General features: G+C 66.5%; 16 protein-coding genes. 13 read left to right on the top strand and 3 right to left on the bottom strand.

The window, feature by feature from the left end:
* The first annotated feature begins 2 nt into the window (after window positions 1-2).
* The 7 genes from HY699_01260 to HY699_01290 are packed head-to-tail and all read left to right on the top strand — an operon-like array spanning window position 3 to window position 8776.
* On the top strand, window positions 3-1160 hold the full coding sequence (locus HY699_01260) for a glycosyltransferase (protein MBI4514430.1): 1158 nt from the start codon (window positions 3-5) through the stop codon (window positions 1158-1160).
* A 59-nt stretch (window positions 1161-1219) separates the two neighbouring features.
* Window positions 1220-2599, top strand: a complete 1380-nt coding sequence (locus HY699_01265) for a sulfatase (protein MBI4514431.1) — start codon at window positions 1220-1222, stop codon at window positions 2597-2599.
* Window positions 2600-2638: 39 nt separating this feature from the next.
* Complete coding sequence (locus HY699_01270) at window positions 2639-4288, top strand: glycosyltransferase family 39 protein (protein ID MBI4514432.1); 1650 nt, start codon at window positions 2639-2641, stop codon at window positions 4286-4288.
* A gap of 4 nt (window positions 4289-4292) precedes the next feature.
* Window positions 4293-5711, top strand: a complete 1419-nt coding sequence (locus HY699_01275) for an MBOAT family protein (GenBank protein ID MBI4514433.1) — start codon at window positions 4293-4295, stop codon at window positions 5709-5711.
* 17 nt (window positions 5712-5728) lie between these two features.
* A complete protein-coding gene (locus tag HY699_01280) occupies window positions 5729-6694 on the top strand; it encodes a class I SAM-dependent methyltransferase (protein MBI4514434.1) in 966 nt (321 codons plus the stop codon).
* A 1-nt stretch (window position 6695) separates the two neighbouring features.
* The gene (locus HY699_01285; protein MBI4514435.1) at window positions 6696-7934 is read left to right on the top strand and encodes an SGNH/GDSL hydrolase family protein; all 1239 of its coding nucleotides are present in this window, start codon (window positions 6696-6698) and stop codon (window positions 7932-7934) included.
* 14 nt (window positions 7935-7948) lie between these two features.
* Window positions 7949-8776 (top strand): glycosyltransferase family 2 protein, encoded by an 828-nt coding sequence (locus HY699_01290; protein MBI4514436.1) that lies wholly within the window; start codon window positions 7949-7951, stop codon window positions 8774-8776.
* On the opposite strand, the gene HY699_01295 is transcribed toward HY699_01290, so the two are convergent.
* Window positions 8769-10172 carry a hypothetical protein gene (locus HY699_01295; protein ID MBI4514437.1) on the bottom strand — a complete coding sequence of 468 codons (1404 nt, stop codon included), beginning with the start codon at window positions 10170-10172 and terminating at the stop codon, window positions 8769-8771. The two genes, HY699_01290 and HY699_01295, sit on opposite strands and share 8 nt — an antisense overlap.
* Window positions 10173-10305: 133 nt before the next feature.
* Between HY699_01295 and HY699_01300 the strand changes: the two genes are divergently transcribed.
* Genes HY699_01300 through HY699_01320 form a run of 5 tightly spaced genes read left to right on the top strand, consistent with a single transcriptional unit; the run spans window position 10306 to window position 15382 of the window.
* Complete coding sequence (locus HY699_01300) at window positions 10306-11967, top strand: methyltransferase domain-containing protein (GenBank protein MBI4514438.1); 1662 nt, start codon at window positions 10306-10308, stop codon at window positions 11965-11967.
* Entirely contained in the window at window positions 11964-13064 is a 1101-nt protein-coding gene (locus tag HY699_01305; protein ID MBI4514439.1) for a glycosyltransferase, read from the top strand. The genes HY699_01300 and HY699_01305 overlap by 4 nt, the downstream gene beginning before the upstream one ends.
* The gene (locus tag HY699_01310; GenBank protein ID MBI4514440.1) at window positions 13061-14110 is read left to right on the top strand and encodes a glycosyltransferase family 2 protein; all 1050 of its coding nucleotides are present in this window, start codon (window positions 13061-13063) and stop codon (window positions 14108-14110) included. Before HY699_01305 ends, HY699_01310 begins: the two co-directional genes overlap by 4 nt.
* Before the next feature lie 19 nt (window positions 14111-14129).
* Window positions 14130-14426, top strand: a complete 297-nt coding sequence (locus HY699_01315; GenBank protein MBI4514441.1) for a hypothetical protein — start codon at window positions 14130-14132, stop codon at window positions 14424-14426.
* Window positions 14427-14449: 23 nt separating this feature from the next.
* Window positions 14450-15382 (top strand): SDR family oxidoreductase, encoded by a 933-nt coding sequence (locus tag HY699_01320; GenBank protein ID MBI4514442.1) that lies wholly within the window; start codon window positions 14450-14452, stop codon window positions 15380-15382.
* A gap of 193 nt (window positions 15383-15575) precedes the next feature.
* Here HY699_01320 and HY699_01325 read toward each other — a convergent pair whose 3' ends face one another.
* Window positions 15576-16580 carry a hypothetical protein gene (locus tag HY699_01325; protein ID MBI4514443.1) on the bottom strand — a complete coding sequence of 335 codons (1005 nt, stop codon included), beginning with the start codon at window positions 16578-16580 and terminating at the stop codon, window positions 15576-15578.
* Between the two features lie 197 nt (window positions 16581-16777).
* On the opposite strand from HY699_01325, the gene HY699_01330 reads away from it, so the two are divergent.
* Window positions 16778-18160 carry an aspartate aminotransferase family protein gene (locus HY699_01330; protein MBI4514444.1) on the top strand — a complete coding sequence of 461 codons (1383 nt, stop codon included), beginning with the start codon at window positions 16778-16780 and terminating at the stop codon, window positions 18158-18160.
* Between the two features lie 7 nt (window positions 18161-18167).
* Here HY699_01330 and hemG read toward each other — a convergent pair whose 3' ends face one another.
* Window positions 18168-19595, bottom strand: coding sequence for a protoporphyrinogen oxidase (hemG, locus tag HY699_01335; GenBank protein ID MBI4514445.1), 1428 nt, complete (start codon window positions 19593-19595; stop codon window positions 18168-18170).

Below are 19595 nucleotides of genomic sequence, written 5' to 3' on the forward strand. Positions count from 1 at the left end.
CAATGCCGAAGATCCGTATAGTCTACGCCATCAAGTCGATGCCGGTCGGGGGTAGCCAGACGCATTTGGTACAGGTGCTGCGGCTGCTCGACCGCCGGCGCTTCGAGCCGTCGCTGTACTGTCTGACGGGCGAGGGCGTGCTGCTCGACACCGTCCGTTCGCTCGGGTTGCCGGTGGTTGATGGCCGAGTGGGGCAGGGCTTTCGCGGCCATCGGGCGGCGGCGGCGGTGTGGCGGTTGGCGCGCTACCTGCGGCGCGAACGAGCCGACGTCGTACACAATTACTTGCTGCGCGCCAACGCCATCGGCTCGATGGCGGCGCGGCTGGCGCAGGTGCCGGTCATGCTGTGTAGCAAACGCGGCTGTCATGAACGCAAAGGCTTGGAACTAGCCGGTGCCAAGCTGGGGAACTGGTTGGCCGATTGCGTCACGGTCAACGCCGAGGCCGTGCGCGACTTTGTTGCCGACAACGAAGGCTGTCCGCGACAAAAGATGGTGGTCATCCCTAGCGGGGTGGATACGCAACGCTTCCAGCCGCTGGCGGTGGCAGACTACAAGACGGCGCTGGGAGTTGACCCGCAGCGCCTGGTCGTCGGCATCGTGACCCGGATGCGGGTGCGCAAAGGGGTCGAGGAATTCCTGCGCGCGATGGTGCGGGTGCGCCAGCAGCTGCCGGCCGCGCACGCGGTGATCGTCGGCGAGGTCGAGCTTGACGACGACTTGCAACGCCTGGTGGCTGACAGCGGGCTGACCGACCACCTCACCCTGCTCGGGCGCCGCGGCGATATGCCCGAGGTGCTCTCGGCTTTCGATGTCTTCGTGTTGTCATCCCACGACGAAGGCATGTCCAATGCCATCCTCGAAGCGATGGCGATGGAGAAGCCGGTGGTGGCCACCGACGTCGGCGGTACGGGTGAAGTTGTGCGCCACGGGCAGACCGGCCTGCTGGTGCCGCCCAAGGAGCCGCTGCCGCTGGCCGCGGCGATCATTGATGTGCTGGCGGCCCCGCAGCGCGCACGCGAGATGGGCCGCCTCGGCCGTCGCGTTGTCGACGAGCGCTTCTCGGCGAACGCCATGGTGCGGCAGATGGAAGACCTCTACGTTCGGTTGCTGCGCCAGCGGGGTGCGGCGTTGGCGCAAGCCGCGGCGATCGCAAGCTGAAACCGGGCGGGACAGCGGTAGGCAATCCCACACACACTTCGTTGAGCAGGAAGAGGGCAATGGCTTCGCAACAGTTGAACATCGTGCTGGTCGTTCTCGGCGGCGTACGTGCCGACCACCTCTCGTGCTACGGCTATTCGCGCCCGACAACGCCGTTCCTTGACCAAGTGGCCCGCGAAGGCGTGCGTTTCCAGCGCTCGTTCGCCACCGCCTCGTGGAGTTTGCCTTCCCATGCCTCGCTGTTCACCGGCCTGTTCCCCTCCAGCCATGGTGCCACCGACGAACACCTCTTCCTGGCGCCGCGCCACGCGCTGCTGCCGGAGTGCTTGAAGGCGGTGGGATACCGCACGGCCATCTTCTCGACCGATACGTGGGTGAGCCCGGCGACCGGCTTTGCTCGTGGAGTGGACCACTTCGATACCCAAAGGTTGCCCAACCCGATCCTGCGCCGCGCCCAGAACTACCGGCGCGCGGTTACCGATCGCTTGCTGCGCCGCGCAGACGCGGGGGCGCGTCGCACCAATCAGGCGCTGCTGCGGTGGGTGGGGAACTCCGATCAGCCGTTTTTTGCCTTCGTGCATTACAACGAAGTGGGCCTGCGTGCTCACCTGCCCCGTCCCTATGACAAGAAGTTCCTGCCGCAAGGCGTAAGCGAGAAGCGCGTGCACAGTATCACCCAGCGCTACGACGAGTCCTTGTGCGGCTGTGCCGACATGACCGAGGAGGAGATTGCGATCTTGACTGCGCGCTACGACAACGGCCTGGCTTACGTCGATTTCCGTGCGCGCGAGATTGCCGAAGCGCTGCAGCGGGGTGGCCGGTGGGACGACACGCTCTTCATCGTTACAGCCGATCACGGTGAAGACCTCGGTGCGCATCGTAAGGTGGCGCCTAGCTGGGGACTGTACGACACGCAGGTGCGTGTCCCGCTCATCGTACGCTGCCCAAGCGTGGTGCCGCAGGGTTTCGTGGTCGAGGAGTTTGCCCAGTCCTGCGACACCATGCCGACGGTGCTCGGGCTCGCAGGCGTTGCCGATGGTGCGCGTCGGATGCAGGGGCGGCCGCTGATCGCCGGCGGCCGGGCCACGCCGGGCCCGGCGTTTGTGGTCTCGGAGCAGTTTCGGCCGAATCTCGCCGCGCTGCGGCGTGCCGGGCGCGCCGATGCGCGGCCTTACGATGTGCGCAAGAAAGCCATCCGCACGATTCGCGAGAAGTTCATTTGGCATTCGGATGAAGCCAACGAGTTCTACGATCTAACCGCTGACCCGGGAGAAACCCACAACCTCATCGATCGCGAGGGCGGCCGTGCCGATGCCCTGCGCAAGCAGCTCTTCGATTGGCTGGCCCAGCTCGACAAGTTCGAGGGTGAGGAGAGCGTGTCCCGGGAGATGGGTGGGCTCGTGCGCGAGCAGCTACGCGGGCTCGGTCATGTGGCCTGAGCCAATGCGCCGGTGGTCGCGGGCGTGAGGGAACACGGCGTGCGTGATCCTTGGCTGCTGGTCGTACTGGCGCTCAGCGCCAGCCTCGGGCTCTACCAACTCACGTGGGGGCTGCCCAATGGCGATCACTCGTGGGCCGCCGACGCGCTCGGGCCGGTGACCGTGCTCGGGATCGTGCGCCGCTCGCTCGCCGAATGGAATTCGGGATGGTTCTACTTCAAGTACCCCGTGGGCTATCCCCTGATGCTGTTCGCGGTCTCGGCACCGTACCTGGCGTGGCTGTTTGTGAGCGGGCAGCTGCGGCAGCCCAAGGCCGTCTATCCCTACGGCTTCAGCGATCCGGAAAACGCGCTCTACGCCATGGCGCTGCTCGGGAGATGCCTGAGCGTGATTTGCCTGGTGGCAACGGTGGCGCTGACCTACGATATCGGCCGGCGGCTGTTCGGCCGTACCGCCGGCCGCTTGGCGGCGTGGTTTGTCGCCAGTGCCTATCCGGTGCTCTACTACGCTCACACCACCAACTTAGACGCGGCCTACCTCTGCTGGCTGGCGCTGGCATTGTGGGCCGCGGTGGTGGCGGCCGAGGGCGAGCGGCGCTGGCCCTATGTCGCGCTCGGCATCGCCGCCGCGATGGCGGTCTCGACCAAGGAGCAGGCGTTTGCCTTCCTGCTGCCGCTGCCGCTGGTTATCGCCGTGCGCCGGTATCGGGCGCAGCCGGCCGCGCTCGGCGGTGCGCAGCGCTGGGCCACTGCGCTGTGGAACCGCGGCACCCGCGCTGGGCTGACGGCTACGATGCTGGCCTTGACGATCGGCAGTAACGTGGCGTGGAACCCGAGCGGGTTCGTCAATCGGATTCGCTACCTCAGCGGCCAGCAGATCCCCGGGGTGTCCGCGCGCCTGGCACCGGTGGAGTTCGGGCTCTTCAAAGGGGCTGACAAGGAGTGGCAGTACTTGCAGCAGCTTTACGACGCAATCGAGAGCAGCCTGGGCCTGCCGCTGGTACTCACCAGTGCGGCCGGAGTGGTCTACGTGGCACTCAGGTACCGCTCGGCTGCGGCCGCTTTGCTGTTGCCGGCGGCCGCCCAGTACTACCTTTCTCTGCGGACCCTCGACTTGATCACCCTGCGTTACACGCTGCCGCTGAGCTTGATCATCGCCTTGTGTGCCGGTGCGCTGTGCGCGGATGCGCTGGCCTCACCCGCGCGCTACCTGGCCGGGGCGGTGGTAGCTGGCCTGTGTGTGCTTGGCCTGGCGCGAGCGATCGAGTTGGATCTGCTGCTGCGTGATGATCCGCGCTACTACGCCGAGGCCTGGTTGCGCCGCAACGTGGCGGCTGCCAGCGCGGTGGAAGTATACCAGAAGCCGGTGTATTTGCCGCGGCTGCGCGGCCTGAACGCTCGAACGGTGGCACTCGAAGAGCGCACGCTCGCGGGCTTGTCACAACGGCGGCCCGACTTCATCGTTACCAGCTCGGCGGCGAAGAAAGGTATCACCCACCGCTGGCGTACCGACTGGCGCCAGGGACTGCTGGAGCCGGGCGCCGGCGCCCCGGACTTCCTGCGGGCGCTTGAATCCGAGCAGCTCCCCTACCGTGCGGTGGCGCGCTTTCGCCAGCAGCCGGCGCTGCTGCGCGTGCGCATTACCAGCCTGTGCCCGGAGATCACCGTCTTCGCGCGAAGCAACCCATGATATTATGATCTTCAACTCACTGGCGTTCTTGATTTTCTTACCCGTCGTGCTGGTGCTGGTGGCGACCCTGCCCAAGCGCTGGCGCAACGCCATGTTGCTGGTGGCCAGCTACATCTTTTACGGCTATTGGGATTGGCGCTTCGTCGGGCTGCTGTTCGCGACCACTGTGGTGGACTTCTGGGTCGGGCAGCACATCTACGCCACCAATGATCGCTTGCGCCGCCGGCGGATCCTACTGCTGAGCCTGGGGGTCAACCTCGGGGCACTCGGGTTCTTCAAGTACTTCAACTTCTTCATTTACTCCGCGGCGGCCGCGCTGCAGTCGGTCGGGCTCCATGGTTCGATTCCGACGCTCTCGATCATTCTGCCGGTGGGGATTTCCTTTTACGTCTTTCAGTCGATGTCGTACACCATCGACATCTATCGGCGCGAGATGGAGCCGGCGCAGAGCTTCTGGGATTTCGCCCTCTACGTCGCTTACTTCCCCCAACTAGTCGCCGGCCCGATCGAGCGTGCCACCCACCTGCTGCCGCAAATCGTCAACCCCGGCCGCTTCTCGCCCGAGCGCGCCAACATCGCCGTGGTATTGATCATTGTCGGCTTCGCCAAGAAGGTGTTGATCGCTGACAACCTGGCACCGGAGGTCGAGCGCATCTTTTCCGATCCCGGTCACATGAGCAGTGGGGAGCTATTACGGGGCGCCTACTACTTCGCCTTCCAGATCTACGGTGACTTCGCCGGCTATTCCGATATCGCGCGCGGCGTCAGTGAGTTGCTCGGGATTCGACTGATGTTCAATTTCAACCAACCCTACCTCTCACAATCAATCACCGAGTTCTGGCGCCGCTGGCACATCTCCCTTTCCACCTGGCTGCGCGACTACCTCTACGTGCCGCTGGGCGGCAACCGCTTGGGCGAGTGGAAGACCTATCGCAACTTGATGCTGACCATGCTGATCGGCGGGCTGTGGCACGGGGCGAACTGGACCTTTGTCGCCTGGGGCGGCATCAACGGGCTGTATCTGGCGGTGGAGCGCCGGCTTGGCATCGGCCGCGGGTTGTCCGCCGCCGAGGCCAATCCGGCGCTGCAATGGGTCGGTCGCGTGGCCCTAACGTTGCTGACGTTCCACTTGGTAACGCTGACGTGGATCTTCTTTCGCGCGCCGAACTTCGGCGTCGCCTTCGAGTATCTTGCCGGCATCGCGCAATTGCGCGACCTGACGGCGATCGGAGTGTGGCCGTTCGCTGTCGCCGCGGCTCTCTTAGCCATCGACATTCCTCAGAATCGCTCCGGGGATCACGCGGTGTTTCTACGCATGCCGTGGTGGGTGCAATCTCCCGTCTATTGCGGCCTGGCGTTCGCGGTTTTGGGCCGGCTGCTCTGGGGCGGGAAGGAATTGCCGTTCATCTACTTCCAGTTTTGAGGCAAGGAGCAAGCAACGTGAAACAGTCGGCGGTCGTGAATACACCGGCTCGGCCAGGGACGATCGCGGCCTCTGCCGCCGTGGGTTGCCCGGTGTGCGGCGGGACGGAGTTTGGCGCGATGTTCGGCGGGGGCGCGCGGCCCACGGCGCGTCGCAACGCCGGGGCCTACCGCATCACGCAAAGCTCGCGCGCCTTGGTCGGCGCCATCCAGCGTTGCCGCAACTGCGGCTTGGGGCTGTTGCCGCCGGCGTTGGTTGACGCCGGCCACTACGAAGAGGGCTTCGACGAGCGCTTTGCCGAACAGGCCCAGGTCCGTATCCGTAACGCCGAGCGGCTGCTCGAACTGTTGCCGCCGCCGGTGCCCGGAGCGCGCTTGCTCGATGTCGGCTGCGCCTACGGCTTTCTGCTCGCGGCGGCGCGCATCGAGGGCTACACCCCGGTCGGGGTCGAGCTGTCGCAACCGGCCGCCGAACACGCCCGCCAAGCTTACGGGGTCGAGGTGTTCAACGGCCCGGTGCAAGATGCGCCATTCCCGCCCGGAAGTTTCGACGTCATCACGCTCAGCGACGTGATCGAGCATTTCAGTGATCCTGCACCGGTGGTGGCACGACTGCACCAGTGGCTGCGCCCGAACGGGCGACTGCTCATCCTCACGCCGGATGCCGGCAGCGTGGTGGCCCGCCTGTTGGGCCGTCACTGGTGGGCCTTGCTGGATGATCACTACTGGTATTTCTCGCGTCCGACGCTGACCCGCTTCTTGGCGCAGCAAGGCTTTGCCGTCGAGCGGCTGCACTCTTTCGGGCGAGTATTTCCAATCGCGCATTGGGTGTTCAAGCTCAGCCAGTACAACGCCGGCGTGCACCGCCTGCTCGACCGAACCGTGCGCATGTTGGGTTTGGCGGAGACGGAAGTGCCACTGAATCTCGGTGATCAGATGGCGTGTGTGGCGCGACGGACGGACCAGGGTAGGCCCAGGAGATAAGATGGCGGTCGAAGCAGCTCGATCTTCAGCGCGGCGGACAGAGCGCGAGGACCAAACCCCCGCGGCGACGCTCCAAGCGGCGGCGCGCCATAGTGCGCGGCGCCGTGATCCCGGCGTCACCAGCTTGCGTGATTACATTGACTACCTGACGCCTAAGCGAGTGGGTAAGTTGCTCTTCGGCGTGGCGGTCAGCCTGATAGTCGGCGAGGTTAGCCTGTACTGGCTGACGCCGATGGAGGAATTCCTGCCCAAAGACATTGTGACCAAGGATGCCGAGTTGGGCTTTCGAATGGTGCCCAACTACGTCGGGACGATGGTGGTGAAGGAAAACGCCACCCCGTTCTCGTTGCCGTTGCTGACCAACTCTTGGGGGCTGCGCGACCGCGAGTACGGCGAGCGTCCGGCCGGCGGCATGCGGGTCTACGTCATCGGCGACTCGATGATATTCGGCTACGGTGTGCCGGTGGAACAGACCTTCACGCGGTTCCTGGAGAAATCGCTGCAGCAGCAGCTGGGGCGTCCGATCGAGGCCGTTAATGGCGGCGTGCCCGGCTATGGGACGGGGGAGGAGTTGGGCTTCTTCGAAAGAACCGCCGATACCGTCAAACCGGATGTCGTCTTGCTGGCCTTCAACGTCTTCAACGACGTGGACGAGAACATCAACTTCACCGCCGCGGCGCACAAGGCGTCGCGTTTGCCGAGCTGGTTGGACGAGGTGCGGTTATGGTTGCGCCAGCGCAGCCAGCTGTATTTGCTGGTGCGCCGCTACAAGGCGGCGGCGCGCACCGAACGGATCCTGCAAGTCCATCGAGTCGAGCCGCCGGCGCGAATCGTCAAAGGTTTGGCCACAACCGAAGACCTGCTGGCGCGTTTCGCGCAAGCCGCAGCCAGTCGCGGCGTTCGCTTCGCGGTGGTGCTGATTCCCAACTACCGTCAAGTGTTCCCGACGGTGTGGGCGCAGATGGTGGCCAAGCAGGGACAGGCCGCCGCCGCCTTCGATCCGCAGCAGCCCAACGCCCGGCTGACGGCGGCGCTGCATGCGCGCGGCATTCCGGTCATTGACCTGCTCCCGGTGCTGCGCGCGCACGTCGACGATGCCCTGTACTACAGCGTCCATTGGAAGGCGCCCGGGCACGAGCTGGTCGCCAAGACCGTGGCGGATTTCATGCTCGGGAGCGGATTGCTCGCTCCCGCCCCGGCGGTGTCAGCAACCGCGGCGGCGGCACCCGATCATACGTGAACAAGGAGCACGCGATGGCGACTCAACCAACAACCGCTGCCGTGGTTGCCGCGACTGCGCCAGCCGCCAGGGGGACGCAGGACCGGCCGAAGGTCGTGGTGGTAATGCCCGCTTACAACGCCGCGCGTACGCTGCGCATGACCTATACCGATCTACCGCATGACTCGGTCGATATGGTCATCTTGGTCGACGACGGCAGCACCGATGATACCGTCGCCGTCGCCCGCGAGTTGAACCTCAAGCTGTTCCTGCACGACCGCAACTACGGTTACGGCGCCAATCAAAAGACTTGCTACGCCGAAGCCCTACGCGCAGGCGCTGACATCATCGTCATGGTTCACCCCGATTATCAGTACGACCCCCGCCTGCTGCCCGACATCGTCCACCCCATTCAACGGGGCGAGGCGGACGTCGTACTCGGCTCGCGGCTCAAGAGCGGCTCGGCCCTCAGTGGCGGCATGCCCTGGTGGAAGTACGTCTCCAATCGCTTCCTCACCGGGGTGGAGAACTGGGCCTTCGGACTGCACTTGTCCGAGTACCACACCGGTTACCGGGCCTACCGCCGTGAAGTGTTGGAGACCGTTAACTTCCGGCTCAACGCCGACAAGTTCATCTTCGATCAGGAGATCATCGCTCAGGTGGTCGACGCCGGCTTCCGCATCGCCGAGGTGGCAGTGCCGACCCGCTACTTCGCCGAAGCGTCATCGGCGAGTTTCTTGGCCAGCGTTCGCTACGGGCTCGGCATCCTCTGGGTGGTTGGACGCTATCTGATGCACCGCTCCGGGCGCTGGCCGCAGCGGCAGTTCCAGAGCCTGCAGGGGCGCTACCGGGCGATCAACTGAGAGGCCGCCGCGCGTATACCTGCACCGCGTCGATGGTGCCGACGCGCTCGTAGCGCGCGTTGATCTGCGGTTGAAAGTCACTCCAAGTGGTGGGTACAGTCACGATCACCTGGGGCTCGCCGGCACTGATCAGGGCGCCGATACGCCCGAGGGTCAGGCAATGCCGGGCGGCGGCCTGCGGCTCGGCGAGCTTGCGCGCCATGTTGGCTTCCCAGAAGCCGACACCGCGATAACCCGGCCGGCCGGCGAAGGTGGGGTATCCTTCCCACCACGAGAGCACCGGGTCGTTGGGGCGGCTGTGCCGCTGAATCAGCGCCACCACCGCCGCTACCGTCGGGCGGCTCCAGAGGCGGTTCTTCGCCTCGCCTTCTTCGGAGAAGACGCTGATCGGTGAGAGGCCGAGCGTGGGGAGTAGACAGAGCACATACACCGCCACGGTTGTCGCCAGCGCGCGGCGATGGCGAGCGAGCCGTTGCATGCCCGGCGCGGCCGCGGCGAACAGGAACGGCAGCAGCTGGACTGCGTAGATCAGGTAGGTCGGGGTGGCCTGCAGCAAAGCCGCGCCGATCAGCACGCAGGCAACGGCGGGCAGTACCGGCACGGAAGCGCCGGCGCCTGCGGTAACCAGAAGTAACAACAAGTTCTGAGGAAACAGAAGCCACTTCAGCAGGACCGCCGCCTTCTGCCATGCGGCCGCGATCGGGTCGGCGAAATTGCCGCGCAAGGCGTGGAAGCTGTAGTTGCCGAAGATGAAATTGGCGGGGTCGATCAGGGCCAGGATTCCCGCGGGTGCGAGTGCGAGCGCAAAGCCGGCGGCCAGCGGCAACAACGCCCGCGCCCGGCCATGCCACCACAGCCCGGCGGCGTACGCCGGCAGCAGCGGCAGCAGCGGCAAACGGCAGCCGACAGCCAAGCCGAGGCACAACCCAGCCCAACCGGGCCGGGCGCGCTCGATGGCGATAAAGGACACGAAGGCCAGTAGGTCGGACGGAGCATGCGTAATCGCGGTGGCGTGGGTGCTCAGCTTCAAGCCATGCAAGACGAAGCAGGCGAAGAGCGCCAGGCGCGCGGTCGCGGACAGCTGCCAGCGGGCGCTCTCGCGGTACAAAACCCACGACAGCACGATACTACAGGCGGCTGCCGTGATGCGGGCTGCCGTCAGCAGCGGCAGCCCGGCCAGCACCAGCGGCGCGAACAGATACGGCAGGTACGGCATCTGGGGATAGAAATAGTCGCGGTAGAGCACCTGGCCGGCGGCCACCTGCCGGCTGGCGGCGAGGTAGAACCCTTCGTCGGGATTGATGCGGCGGTGAAATACCATCCAGACGAGCAGCAGCGCCTGCAGCAGCAACAGCAGCCCGGCGGCCGTTGCTGTTCGTCGCGGTGTCAGATGCATAGCGGGGCGCGAGTAGCACTGGCGCTTCCGCGCTGTCAATGCGCCTCGAGCGGAAAGCCACGATGAGGGCAGCTCCGGGGGCCGGAGATTGCGCCAGCGCTACGCGGTGCCGGGGCGGGGGATGAGCAGCGGGATGCGGGCGGGCGGACAGAATGGCGCACCGATTGGGCAGGTGATCCGGGACTCCGGCATCGCCTCGGTACTGGCGGTGCTGATCGGCGGGGTGACCACTGCCATGCTCCTGCGCGAAGCCGGCGGCAGCCCGTTGGGCTTGCTCCACCGGGGCGCGGGCTCGGCCTTTGCCCTCGGCGCTCTGCTGGCCGGCAGTGCGTTCAACTTCGGCGGGCGCTGGATCCGCTGGCAATACCTGCTGCGGGTCTGTGAAGTGCGGTTGCCGACGCGGGAAAGCGCGCGGCTGTTCTTCTCGTCCTTCGCTGTGCTGCTCACACCGCTCTACCTGGGCGAGATCATTTTCAAGGCCTTCGTGCTGCAGCGGCGCCGCACTACGCCGGTGGGGTTGACCGCCGCCGTAGCGTTGGCCGAACGCCTGTACGACTTTGCTGCTCTCATGCTTATCGCCGGGCTCGCGGGTCTGGCCAGCGGACACGCCACCGGCTGGCTGCTCCTGCCCACGGCGGCGTTGTGTATCCGGCCGATCCGGCGCGCGCTGATGGCCGCCGCCGCGTGGCCGGTGATGGCGGCGGGCAAGCTCGCACTCGGCGCCGATACCCAGCCGGCGCGCGAGACGATGCTCGCGCTGGCCGATGACGCCGTGTCGTTGCCAACCGTCGCGCTGTCGGTGCTGTGTTGGCTGCCGGTGACGCTGGCGTTGTGGCTGGTGGGGATTGCCGGCGCTTTGCCGATCGGCCTGGTGCCGGGCGCACGGCTGTTCTCGACCTCGGCGCTGCTCGGCGGCGTCTCGCTACTCCCGGCTGGAGTGGCCATCGCCGGACAGAGCATGGTGCATGGGCTGACGGAACTCGGCGTGGAATTTCCCCGGGCGGTGGCGGCGGTGGTGCTGGTGCGTTTGGGGACGCTGGGGCTCGCCATCGGTGTCGGCCTGGCGGCGCTGGCCTGGACGGCCTGGCGCGGCGAATTCGCCGATACCGGGGCGCAAGCGCACTTCGATCGCGTCAGCGCGGTGTACGACGCCGAGATCCCCTTGCACGTGCGCGACTACGTGGTCCGGCGCAAGGTCGACCTCATGGCCGCCGGCATAACCGGGGCGGCGCCGGTGGGACTCGATCTCGGCTGCGGCCGCGGCTACTACCTCGAAGAGCTGCGCCGGCGCGGCTATCGCGTGGTCGGCAGCGATCTCTCTGCCGGGCAGCTCAGAACCGCCCGGGCCGCGGGTGAGGCGGTTGCCGCCGATGCTTCGCAACTGCCGTTTCCCGATGGCACGTTCGATTTTGTATACAGCGTCAACATGTTCCACCATCTGCCTCGGCTGGAGATGCGGCGGCAGGGGTTGGCGGAGATTCGTCGCGTGCTGAAGCCGGGCGGCCGCTTCTTCTTGCACGAGATCAATGTGACCAATCCGCTGTTTCGCTTTTACATGAGTTACGTGTTTCCGATTCTGCGCCACATCGACGATGGCACCGAGCGCTGGATCCTGCCCGCCACGCTGGCGGGGCCACCCGGGCTCAGCCTGTGCGCGGTGCGCTACTTCACCTTCATCCCCGATTTCCTGCCGCGCTGGGCCGCCCGCTGGATGCACGGCCTGGAGCAGCGCTTGGAAGCCAGCCGCTGGGCGCAGTTCAGCGCCCACTTCGTCGCCGACTTCGAACGAACGTGAGCGACCGAGCCACGGTGTTTCCGCCCATCCGGCTGGGGCTGGTGATCGGGCAGCTCAGCGCGGGCGGCGCCGAGGGCCAGCTCTTGCTGCTGTGCCAGGGCCTCGATCGCGCTCGCTTCAGTCCGGTGGTGTATTGCCTAGGCGATCGGACCATCCCTTACGCGCCGCTGCTCGAGGCCGCGGGCGTGCCGGTACGGGTGATTGCCGGTGCGCGCCCCGCAAGACTGTGGCGGCTGGCGCAATGGTTGAATCGCGATCGTATCGAGGTGGTGCACGCCTGGCTGTTCATTGCCAACGCTTACGCCTGGCTGGCCAACCGCCATCGGCGCCGCCCGCTGCTGACTTCCGCCCGTAACTGCAAGCGCCAGGGCTGGCTGCTCGACCGGCTCAACCGCCGCGCCTTCGCTGCCAGTGACGTGATTGTCGCCAACTCACAACAAGTGGCACGCTACATCGCAGAGCAATACGGTGCCCCGCCCGGGCGCACCACGGTGGTATACAACGCCATCGATACGCAGCGCTTCCATCCACCGGCGCAGCGTGACGGCGGCGGTTTGTGTGTCGTCATGATCGGCCGGCTGGTGCCGCAGAAGGACCCACTGCTGTTCGTCGCCGCCGCCGCCGCCCTCCGCCAGCAGCTGGCCGGCGTGCGCTTCGTGCTGATCGGCGACGGGCCGTTGCGGGGCGAGGTCGAGGCGGCGGTAACGGCGGCCGGCCTGCAAGCTTGTTGCACGCTGGCGGGCGAACGCCACGACGTGCCGGAGTTGCTCCGCGCCGCTGATCTGTTCTGGCTGCCGTCGCGGTGGGAAGGCCTGCCTAACGTCGTCCTCGAAGCTATGGCCAGTGGCCTGCCGGTGATTGCCACCGACGTCGGCGGCACGCCAGAGCTATTCAACTCCGGCCAGGAAGGCTTTCTCATCAAAGCCGGCGATGGCGAGGCGTTGGTGGCGCATTCGCTCGATTTGCTCGGTGACGCGAACAAGCGGCGGCACTGTGCCGCGGCCGCGCGGCGTCGCGCCGAGCAGTTCGCGCCGCCGCAAATGGTGGCGGCGATGCAACAGCTGTATGCGCGGGTCGCGCCGCGCGCGTGCGTATGAGTCAGCTCCCCTTCGTCACCGTCATGATCCCGATGCGCAACGAGGCGGCCTCGATCCAGGCTTGCCTCGATTCGGTGATGGCGCAGGATTACGCGGCCGATCGCTTTGAGGTGCTGGTGGTGGACGGGGCCTCGACCGACGAGTCGGCGCAGGTGATCGCGGCTTACGCCGAGCGCGGCCCAGCGGTCCGCTTGCTGCACAATCCGCGGCGCATCGTGCCGTCGGCGCTGAATATTGCCATCACTGCCGCACGCGGCGACATCGTCATGCGGGTGGACGGGCACACCCACGTGGCCTCCGATTACATGCGCGTCGGCGTCGAGACCCTGCAGCGCACCGGCGCCGACAACGCCGGCGGTCCGATGCACGCGGTCGGGCACACTCTGTTGGGCCAGGCGATTGCGCTGGCGACCGCCTCGCGCTTCGGCATCGGTGCCTACTTCCACTTCGGGCGCGAGGAGAAGGAAGTCGACACGGTCTACCTCGGTATGTATCCGCGCGCCGTCTTCGAGCGCGTCGGACTGTTCGACGAAGAAATGGTCCGCAACCAAGACGACGAGTTCAACTACCGCTTGCGCAAGCGCGGCGGCCGTATCGTGCTCACGCCCGCGATGCGCTCGTGGTACCAGAACCGGCAGACGCTGGCGGCGCTGGCCAAGCAGTATGCCCAGTACGGTTTCTGGAAAGTGCGCGTGCTGCAGAAGCACCCGCGGCAGATGAGTGTGCGGCACTTCGTGCCGCCGGCGCTGGTGACTTGCCTGGTTGTGGCGCTCGCCCTGTCACCGTGGGTGAGGGCAACGGGCTTACTGGCGCTAGCGCTGGTGGCGGTGTACGCCGCCGCTGCAGCGACGGTGTCGGCGAGCATCGCTCGGCAAGCCGGCTGGCGTTTTTTGGTGCCGCTGGCGGCGGCTTTTGTGACACTTCACCTCAGTTGGGGCGCCGGCTTCGTTGCCGGACTCGGCCGCTTCGTCGCACGCTGGTTCAGCGTCGAGCGGCCACCGCCGCAGTTGGCGGCGGCTTGGCAGCGCCCCGGCGCGGGTTCGTAATCGGTCTTTGGAGGTCTCCATGAGAATGCGCGAGAAGCTGACGCTCGAAGAGAAGGTCGCGCTGGCGCTGGAGCTGATCAAGCGCGAGCGTTCGCTCGACGAGATCCGCAACTATTACCGGGTCAGTCACACGACCGCCTATAAGATCCGCAACGCCTTCTTGGCCGGCGGCCGCGCCGCGCTGTGCGGCGAGCGGATCCAGCGCAAGGAGCAAGAGTTGGAGGCGCGGGTCGAGGCGCTGGAGGAAATCGTTGTCGGCAACGGCGACGGCAGAGTAGGCCAGCGGGCCCGCAACAGCGGCCGCCTGGTCGGCTGAGACGTGAAGAAAGGGAAGACGATATGTATTTGGTGACCGGAGGGGCAGGGTTCATCGGCGCGAGCTTGGCCGAAGCGCTGGTGGCGCGCGGCGAACGCGTCCGCATCTTCGACGACTTCAGCACCGGGTTGCGCGAGAACCTGGCGGCGATCGCCGATCGCGTCGAGGTGATTGTCGGTGATCTGCGTGATCTGGCGGCGGTGCGCCGCGCGATGGCGGGCGTGCAGTACGTCTCGCACCAGGCTGCGCTGCGCTCGGTGCCGCGCTCGGTGGACGACCCGCTCAGCAGCGATGCCGTCAATACCCACGGCACCTTGCACGTGCTGATGGCCGCACGCGAGGCCAAAGTGCGCCGGGTGGTCTACGCCTCGTCGTCGTCGGTTTACGGCGACTCCGAGGTGCTGCCGAAGGCCGAGGATCAGCCGACGATGCCGATCTCGCCGTACGCGGTTTCCAAGCTGGCCGGCGAGCAGTACTGCCGCGTCTTCACTCGGCTCTACGGGCTGGAAACCGTCGGCCTGCGGTACTTCAACGTCTTCGGGCCGAAGCAGAGCCCGGAATCAAAGTACGCCGCCGTGGTGCCGCTGTTCATCCGTGCGGCGCTGCGCGACGAGCCGCTGGAAGTGCACGGCGACGGCGAACAGTCGCGCGACTTCACTTACATCGACAACGTGGTGCAGGCCAACCTGTTGTCGTTCACCGCGCCCAAGGCCGCCGGTGAGGCGTTCAACATCGCTTGCAACGAGCGCCACTCGGTGATCGAGATCGCGCGCACCGTCGAACGGCTGCTCGGCCACCAGTTGAAGATCAACCACACACCCACGCGCGCGGGCGACGTGCGCCACACGCTGGCCTCGATCGAGAAGGCGCAACGCCTGCTCGGCTACCAGCCCACTGTCGGCTTCGAAGCCGGCATGCACCAAACCATCGCGGCCCTGCGCGCCAGCCTCGCTTGAGCGCGATTAGCCGCGCCCCCCGCCTGCGATCGCCCCCCCCCGAATTCCCGACAGATAGTTCTCTGAAAATGAGCCGGCGGCACCAGGGGCGGAGCCTTCTCCGCCCTGCGCCAGCCCGTAAGCAATAAGCCCGTAACAGCCAACAGCCGGGGGCTGATGGGCTTGCCGGAAGGATGCGGGCGCGCCGCCCGTGTTACGGGCGAGGCTGGCCTCGGCTCCTTCCGCGTTGGCGTTGTGCTTGCGCCGTAACAGTACGTTGCGCCGTGCTCTCTTCCACGGTTCGCCCCGGCGGCGCGGCAGCGGCCAAGGCCGTCTCCGCAGCAACTAGGCGCAGTAAGTGCGGACGGGTCAGGGCCGCGACGATTGCCGCAACGCTGCGCTCGGCGAACTGGGTGGCGTGCTCGTCAAGCCGCACAAGTTCGCCGACGCGCTTGTCCCGAACTGCCTTGTACACCTCATCCCAGAGGGCCAGCGCCGCAGAGTGCATTGTGGCCTCGAGTTTGGCATTGCCGGCGGCCTTGCGGATGAGCGCCTCCGCCTTCTGGCGCTGCCCCGCGGACGCCGTGGCCGCGAAGTTGCCCACCGGCTCGTCGAGTAGCTGGCGCATGATGGCGCGGGCGAAGTCGAGCAAGCTGCGCTGGTTCTCGCGGCTGACGGCGAAGGCGGTCGCTTGCTGCTGGAGCATCGGCATGAACAGACGAATGAAGCTCTTGATCTGTTCTTCCAGCGCCCGCATGGCGATCGCACCAAAGAACGGGTTGACCTTCTCGTAGAACGACACGATCGCGGTGAAAATGATGTCGGTGAACAGCTTGCGCACGAACTCCTGCTGCATCAAGTTGGCGATCAGGTCTTCCACGTGGTGCGGCACCGTCATCTCCTCTTTGAGGATGGCGTCGATGTCGGCAACCAGTTGCGGATCGAGCCAGCGGCGCAGTGACTGGCCTTGGCGCGCGGCCCGTTCGCCTAGGCGGCGGTGTGAGCGGATTATCAGCTCGGCCACCAACTCGCGGTTGACCATGCGGCTGTCCCACTCCCGGATGGCGCTGCGGACCGGCTCGGCATCGAGCACGTCCTTGACGCGTGTGGCCGCCAGCGCTCTTAGCTCCTGCGCCAGCGCCGCCGCGAGCGCGCGTTTGAAGGGTTTGGAGTGTACCCGCTTCTGCCAGTAGCGCTCGTGCGCAGTGAGCCTGTCCACCGCTTGCCTTGACATGACGCTATTGTCGGATGTTGCGCACCAGATGTACAGCGAGCGGCACGACCCGTTCAGCCGGACGCAGAAGGTAGTGTTCCGAGCAGGTTCCTGCGCCGAGGTGGAAAAAGCTGGAGCGGCCGGCGCCGGCCATTTCCTCACCACCCGCACCGGTGCTACACCTGCGCCCGGAGGAAGTAGCCATGTCTCAGCCCTCGGCGAATCTAGATGAAATCCTGCGGCTCGACCGCGCCCACGTGATTCATCCGATCACGGAGTTCCGCAAGCAGGAGAAGTACGGCTCGAAGATCTTCGTCGGTGGCCGCGGCATCGAGCTGCAGCTGGCCGACGGCCGCACCCTGATCGACGGCTTTTCCGGCCTGTTCAACATCTGCGTCGGCCACGGCCGCAGCGAGATCGCCGAGGCGGTGGCGGTGCAGATGCGCCAACTGGCCTACTACCCGAGCTTCTGGGATTTCGGCAACGAGCCGGCGGCGCGCTTGGCCGAAAAGGTCATCGGCCTCTTGCCCCGCGACCGCCACCTCAATCACGTCCTGTTCCACAGCGGCGGCAGCGAGGCCAACGAAGCCAACTTCAAGTTCGCCCGCATGTACCACGCGCTGCGCGGCCGGCCGGGGAAGGTGAAGATGCTCTCGCGCCGCTGGGCCTTTCACGGCGCCACCCGCGGCGCCGGCACCGCCACCGGCATTCTCGCCTATCACGCCTTCATCGAGCAGGACGCCTCGCACGCCTACTTCAGCCCCCCATACTGCTACCGCTGCGAGTTCGCCAAGTCCTATCCCGGCTGCAACCTCGATTGCGCCGGCGACCTGGCGGCGGCGATCGAGCGTGAGGGGGCGGAGAGCGTGGCCGCGGTGATCATCGAGCCGGTGATGGGTACCGGCGGCGTCCTCGTCCCGCCCCCCGACTACTTCGCGCGCATCCAGGAAATCTGCCGGCGCTACGACGTCCTGCTCATCCTCGACGAGGTGGTCACCGGCTTCGGCCGCACCGGCAAGTGGTTCGGCATGCAGCAGTGGGATATCAAACCCGACCTGGTATCGTTCGCCAAAGGCATCTCCTCGGGCTACCTGCCGCTGTCGGCGTCGGTGATCTCGGACCGCATCTACGAGACCATTCGCGACGAGATGCCTGACGGTATCCCACTGATGTTCGGGCTCACTTACAACAACCATCCGACCTGCTGTGCCGCCGGTCTGGCCAACATCGCCATCATCGAGCGCGAAGGCTTGGTCGACAATGCGCGCGCGGTGGGCGGATATTTGCTCGAACGCCTGCGCCATGCGTTTGGGAAGTCACCCATTGTTGGTGAGATCCGCGGCTGCGGCCTGCTGGCCGCGGTCGAGATCGTGCGCGATCAACAGACCAAGGAACCGTTCCCCAACATCGAAGACCCGCACCACATCGTCGCCGCGGCCTTCCAGCGTGGTCTGATCGCGCGTGCGCTGTTCCAGTGCGTCGCGCTGGCGCCGCCGCTGATTTCCACCAAGGCCGACATCGATCGCATGGTCGGCATTCTGCAAGAGGTGTGGCCGGCCGCCGAGCGGAGTATTCTCAGCAGTTAGCCGCGGCTCAGCGGCGGAACTGCTCCAGCAGCAGCTCCGCCGCCTGTTCGCCGGTGTGGATGCAGTCGGGGATACCCACGCCGCGGTAGGCGTTGCCGGCCAAAGCGAGGCCGCCGGCGGCGGCAACCCGCGCCTCGATGCGGGCCATTCGGCTCAGATGTCCGACCCGATACTGGGGCATCGCGTGATGGTGACGATGAACCCGCGTCAGCAGCGGTGCCTGCGATACGCCCAGCAGATCCGACAACTCCCGGCGCACGCGGGCCAGCATGGTCGTGTCATCGTCCTCGAAGCGCTCACTCTGCACCGCACCACCGACGAAGGCGCGCAGCAGCACATGCCCCGCGGGCGCGCGTCCGGGGTACTTGCTGCTGCTGTAAGTGCAGGCGACGATGTTGCGCGCCTCCACCAGCGGCACGACGAAGCCGAAGCCATCGGGTGACTGCGCAAAGGCGCTGGCCGGATACGCCAGACTGACGGTGGCGGACGAGGCGTAAGGGATACCGCTCAAGTCGCCCGCCAGTTCGCGATCGACGTCGGCGAGCAACGTCGCACTGCGATGCGCCGGCGCGGCCAGCACCAGGGCGTCGCAATCGGCGGCGCTGCCGTCACTCAGGCGCAAATGCCAACCGGCGGAATCGCGGCTGAGTGCAGTAACCGCCGCGCCGCAGCGCAACGCGCCCGGCGGCAGCCGTTGAACCAGCACGTCGATCAGCGTCTGCATGCCGTCATCGATGCTGACGAACAGGCTCCAGCGTGCGCCGCTGGTGGCGCGGGCGGCGGGCGACTGCTGGCGCATGGCGCGCCACATCGCCAGGATCACGCTGCGGTGCTTGCGCTCCATTTCGAGGAAGCGCGGCATGGTCGCCGCCAAACTGAGATCATCGGGGTCGGCGGTGTAGATGCCGCCCACCAGCGGCTGCGCCACCCGCTGCAGCGCTTCACGCCCGAGCCGCCGGGTGACGAATGAAGTGAGGCTCTCGTCGGCCAGTTGCGGGCCACGCGGCAACACCAGGTCTAGTGCCATCCGCAGTTTGCCGGGCCAGGTGAACAGGCCCGTGGTCACCAACGGCCAGAACTGTGTCGGTGCCAAGAGCAAGAATCCGTCGGGCAGAGGATGCAAGCGCCCGGCGTGGACAACATAGGTGCGCCGGTTCTCGTCGCGCGTGCGCACCAGGCGGGCGGTCAAGCCGATGCGCTCGCACAATTGCAACGCCCAGGGTTTCTCGGAGATGAACGAGTCCGGCCCCGATTCGATGACGAAGCCATCGCTGCGTTCGGTGGCGATCGAGCCGCCGGCGCGCGCGCCGGCTTCGTACACCGTGAGGTCGAGCGCCCAGCCGCGCTCGCGGCTCAACTCGACCACCCGGTGTGCCGCCGCCAGGCCGGCAATGCCGGCGCCGACTACGGCAACGCGCTGTGATACGCCGGCCAT

It is taken from the genome of Deltaproteobacteria bacterium, from assembly GCA_016210005.1.
Lineage (GTDB): Bacteria > Desulfobacterota > Binatia > HRBIN30 > JACQVA1 > JACQVA1.

Coding starts and splice junctions, on each gene's coding strand:
- HY699_01315 (MBI4514441.1), top strand. CDS start 14,130: ATGAGAATGCGCGAGAAGCTGACGCTCGAAGAGAAGGTCGCGCTGGCG.
- HY699_01290 (MBI4514436.1), top strand. CDS start 7,949: ATGGCGACTCAACCAACAACCGCTGCCGTGGTTGCCGCGACTGCGCCA.
- hemG (MBI4514445.1), bottom strand. CDS start 19,595: ATGGCCGGCGTATCACAGCGCGTTGCCGTAGTCGGCGCCGGCATTGCC.
- HY699_01265 (MBI4514431.1), top strand. CDS start 1,220: ATGGCTTCGCAACAGTTGAACATCGTGCTGGTCGTTCTCGGCGGCGTA.
- HY699_01275 (MBI4514433.1), top strand. CDS start 4,293: ATGATCTTCAACTCACTGGCGTTCTTGATTTTCTTACCCGTCGTGCTG.
- HY699_01260 (MBI4514430.1), top strand. CDS start 3: ATGCCGAAGATCCGTATAGTCTACGCCATCAAGTCGATGCCGGTCGGG.
- HY699_01285 (MBI4514435.1), top strand. CDS start 6,696: ATGGCGGTCGAAGCAGCTCGATCTTCAGCGCGGCGGACAGAGCGCGAG.
- HY699_01300 (MBI4514438.1), top strand. CDS start 10,306: ATGCGGGCGGGCGGACAGAATGGCGCACCGATTGGGCAGGTGATCCGG.
- HY699_01295 (MBI4514437.1), bottom strand. CDS start 10,172: ATGCATCTGACACCGCGACGAACAGCAACGGCCGCCGGGCTGCTGTTG.
- HY699_01320 (MBI4514442.1), top strand. CDS start 14,450: ATGTATTTGGTGACCGGAGGGGCAGGGTTCATCGGCGCGAGCTTGGCC.
- HY699_01330 (MBI4514444.1), top strand. CDS start 16,778: ATGTCTCAGCCCTCGGCGAATCTAGATGAAATCCTGCGGCTCGACCGC.
- HY699_01310 (MBI4514440.1), top strand. CDS start 13,061: ATGAGTCAGCTCCCCTTCGTCACCGTCATGATCCCGATGCGCAACGAG.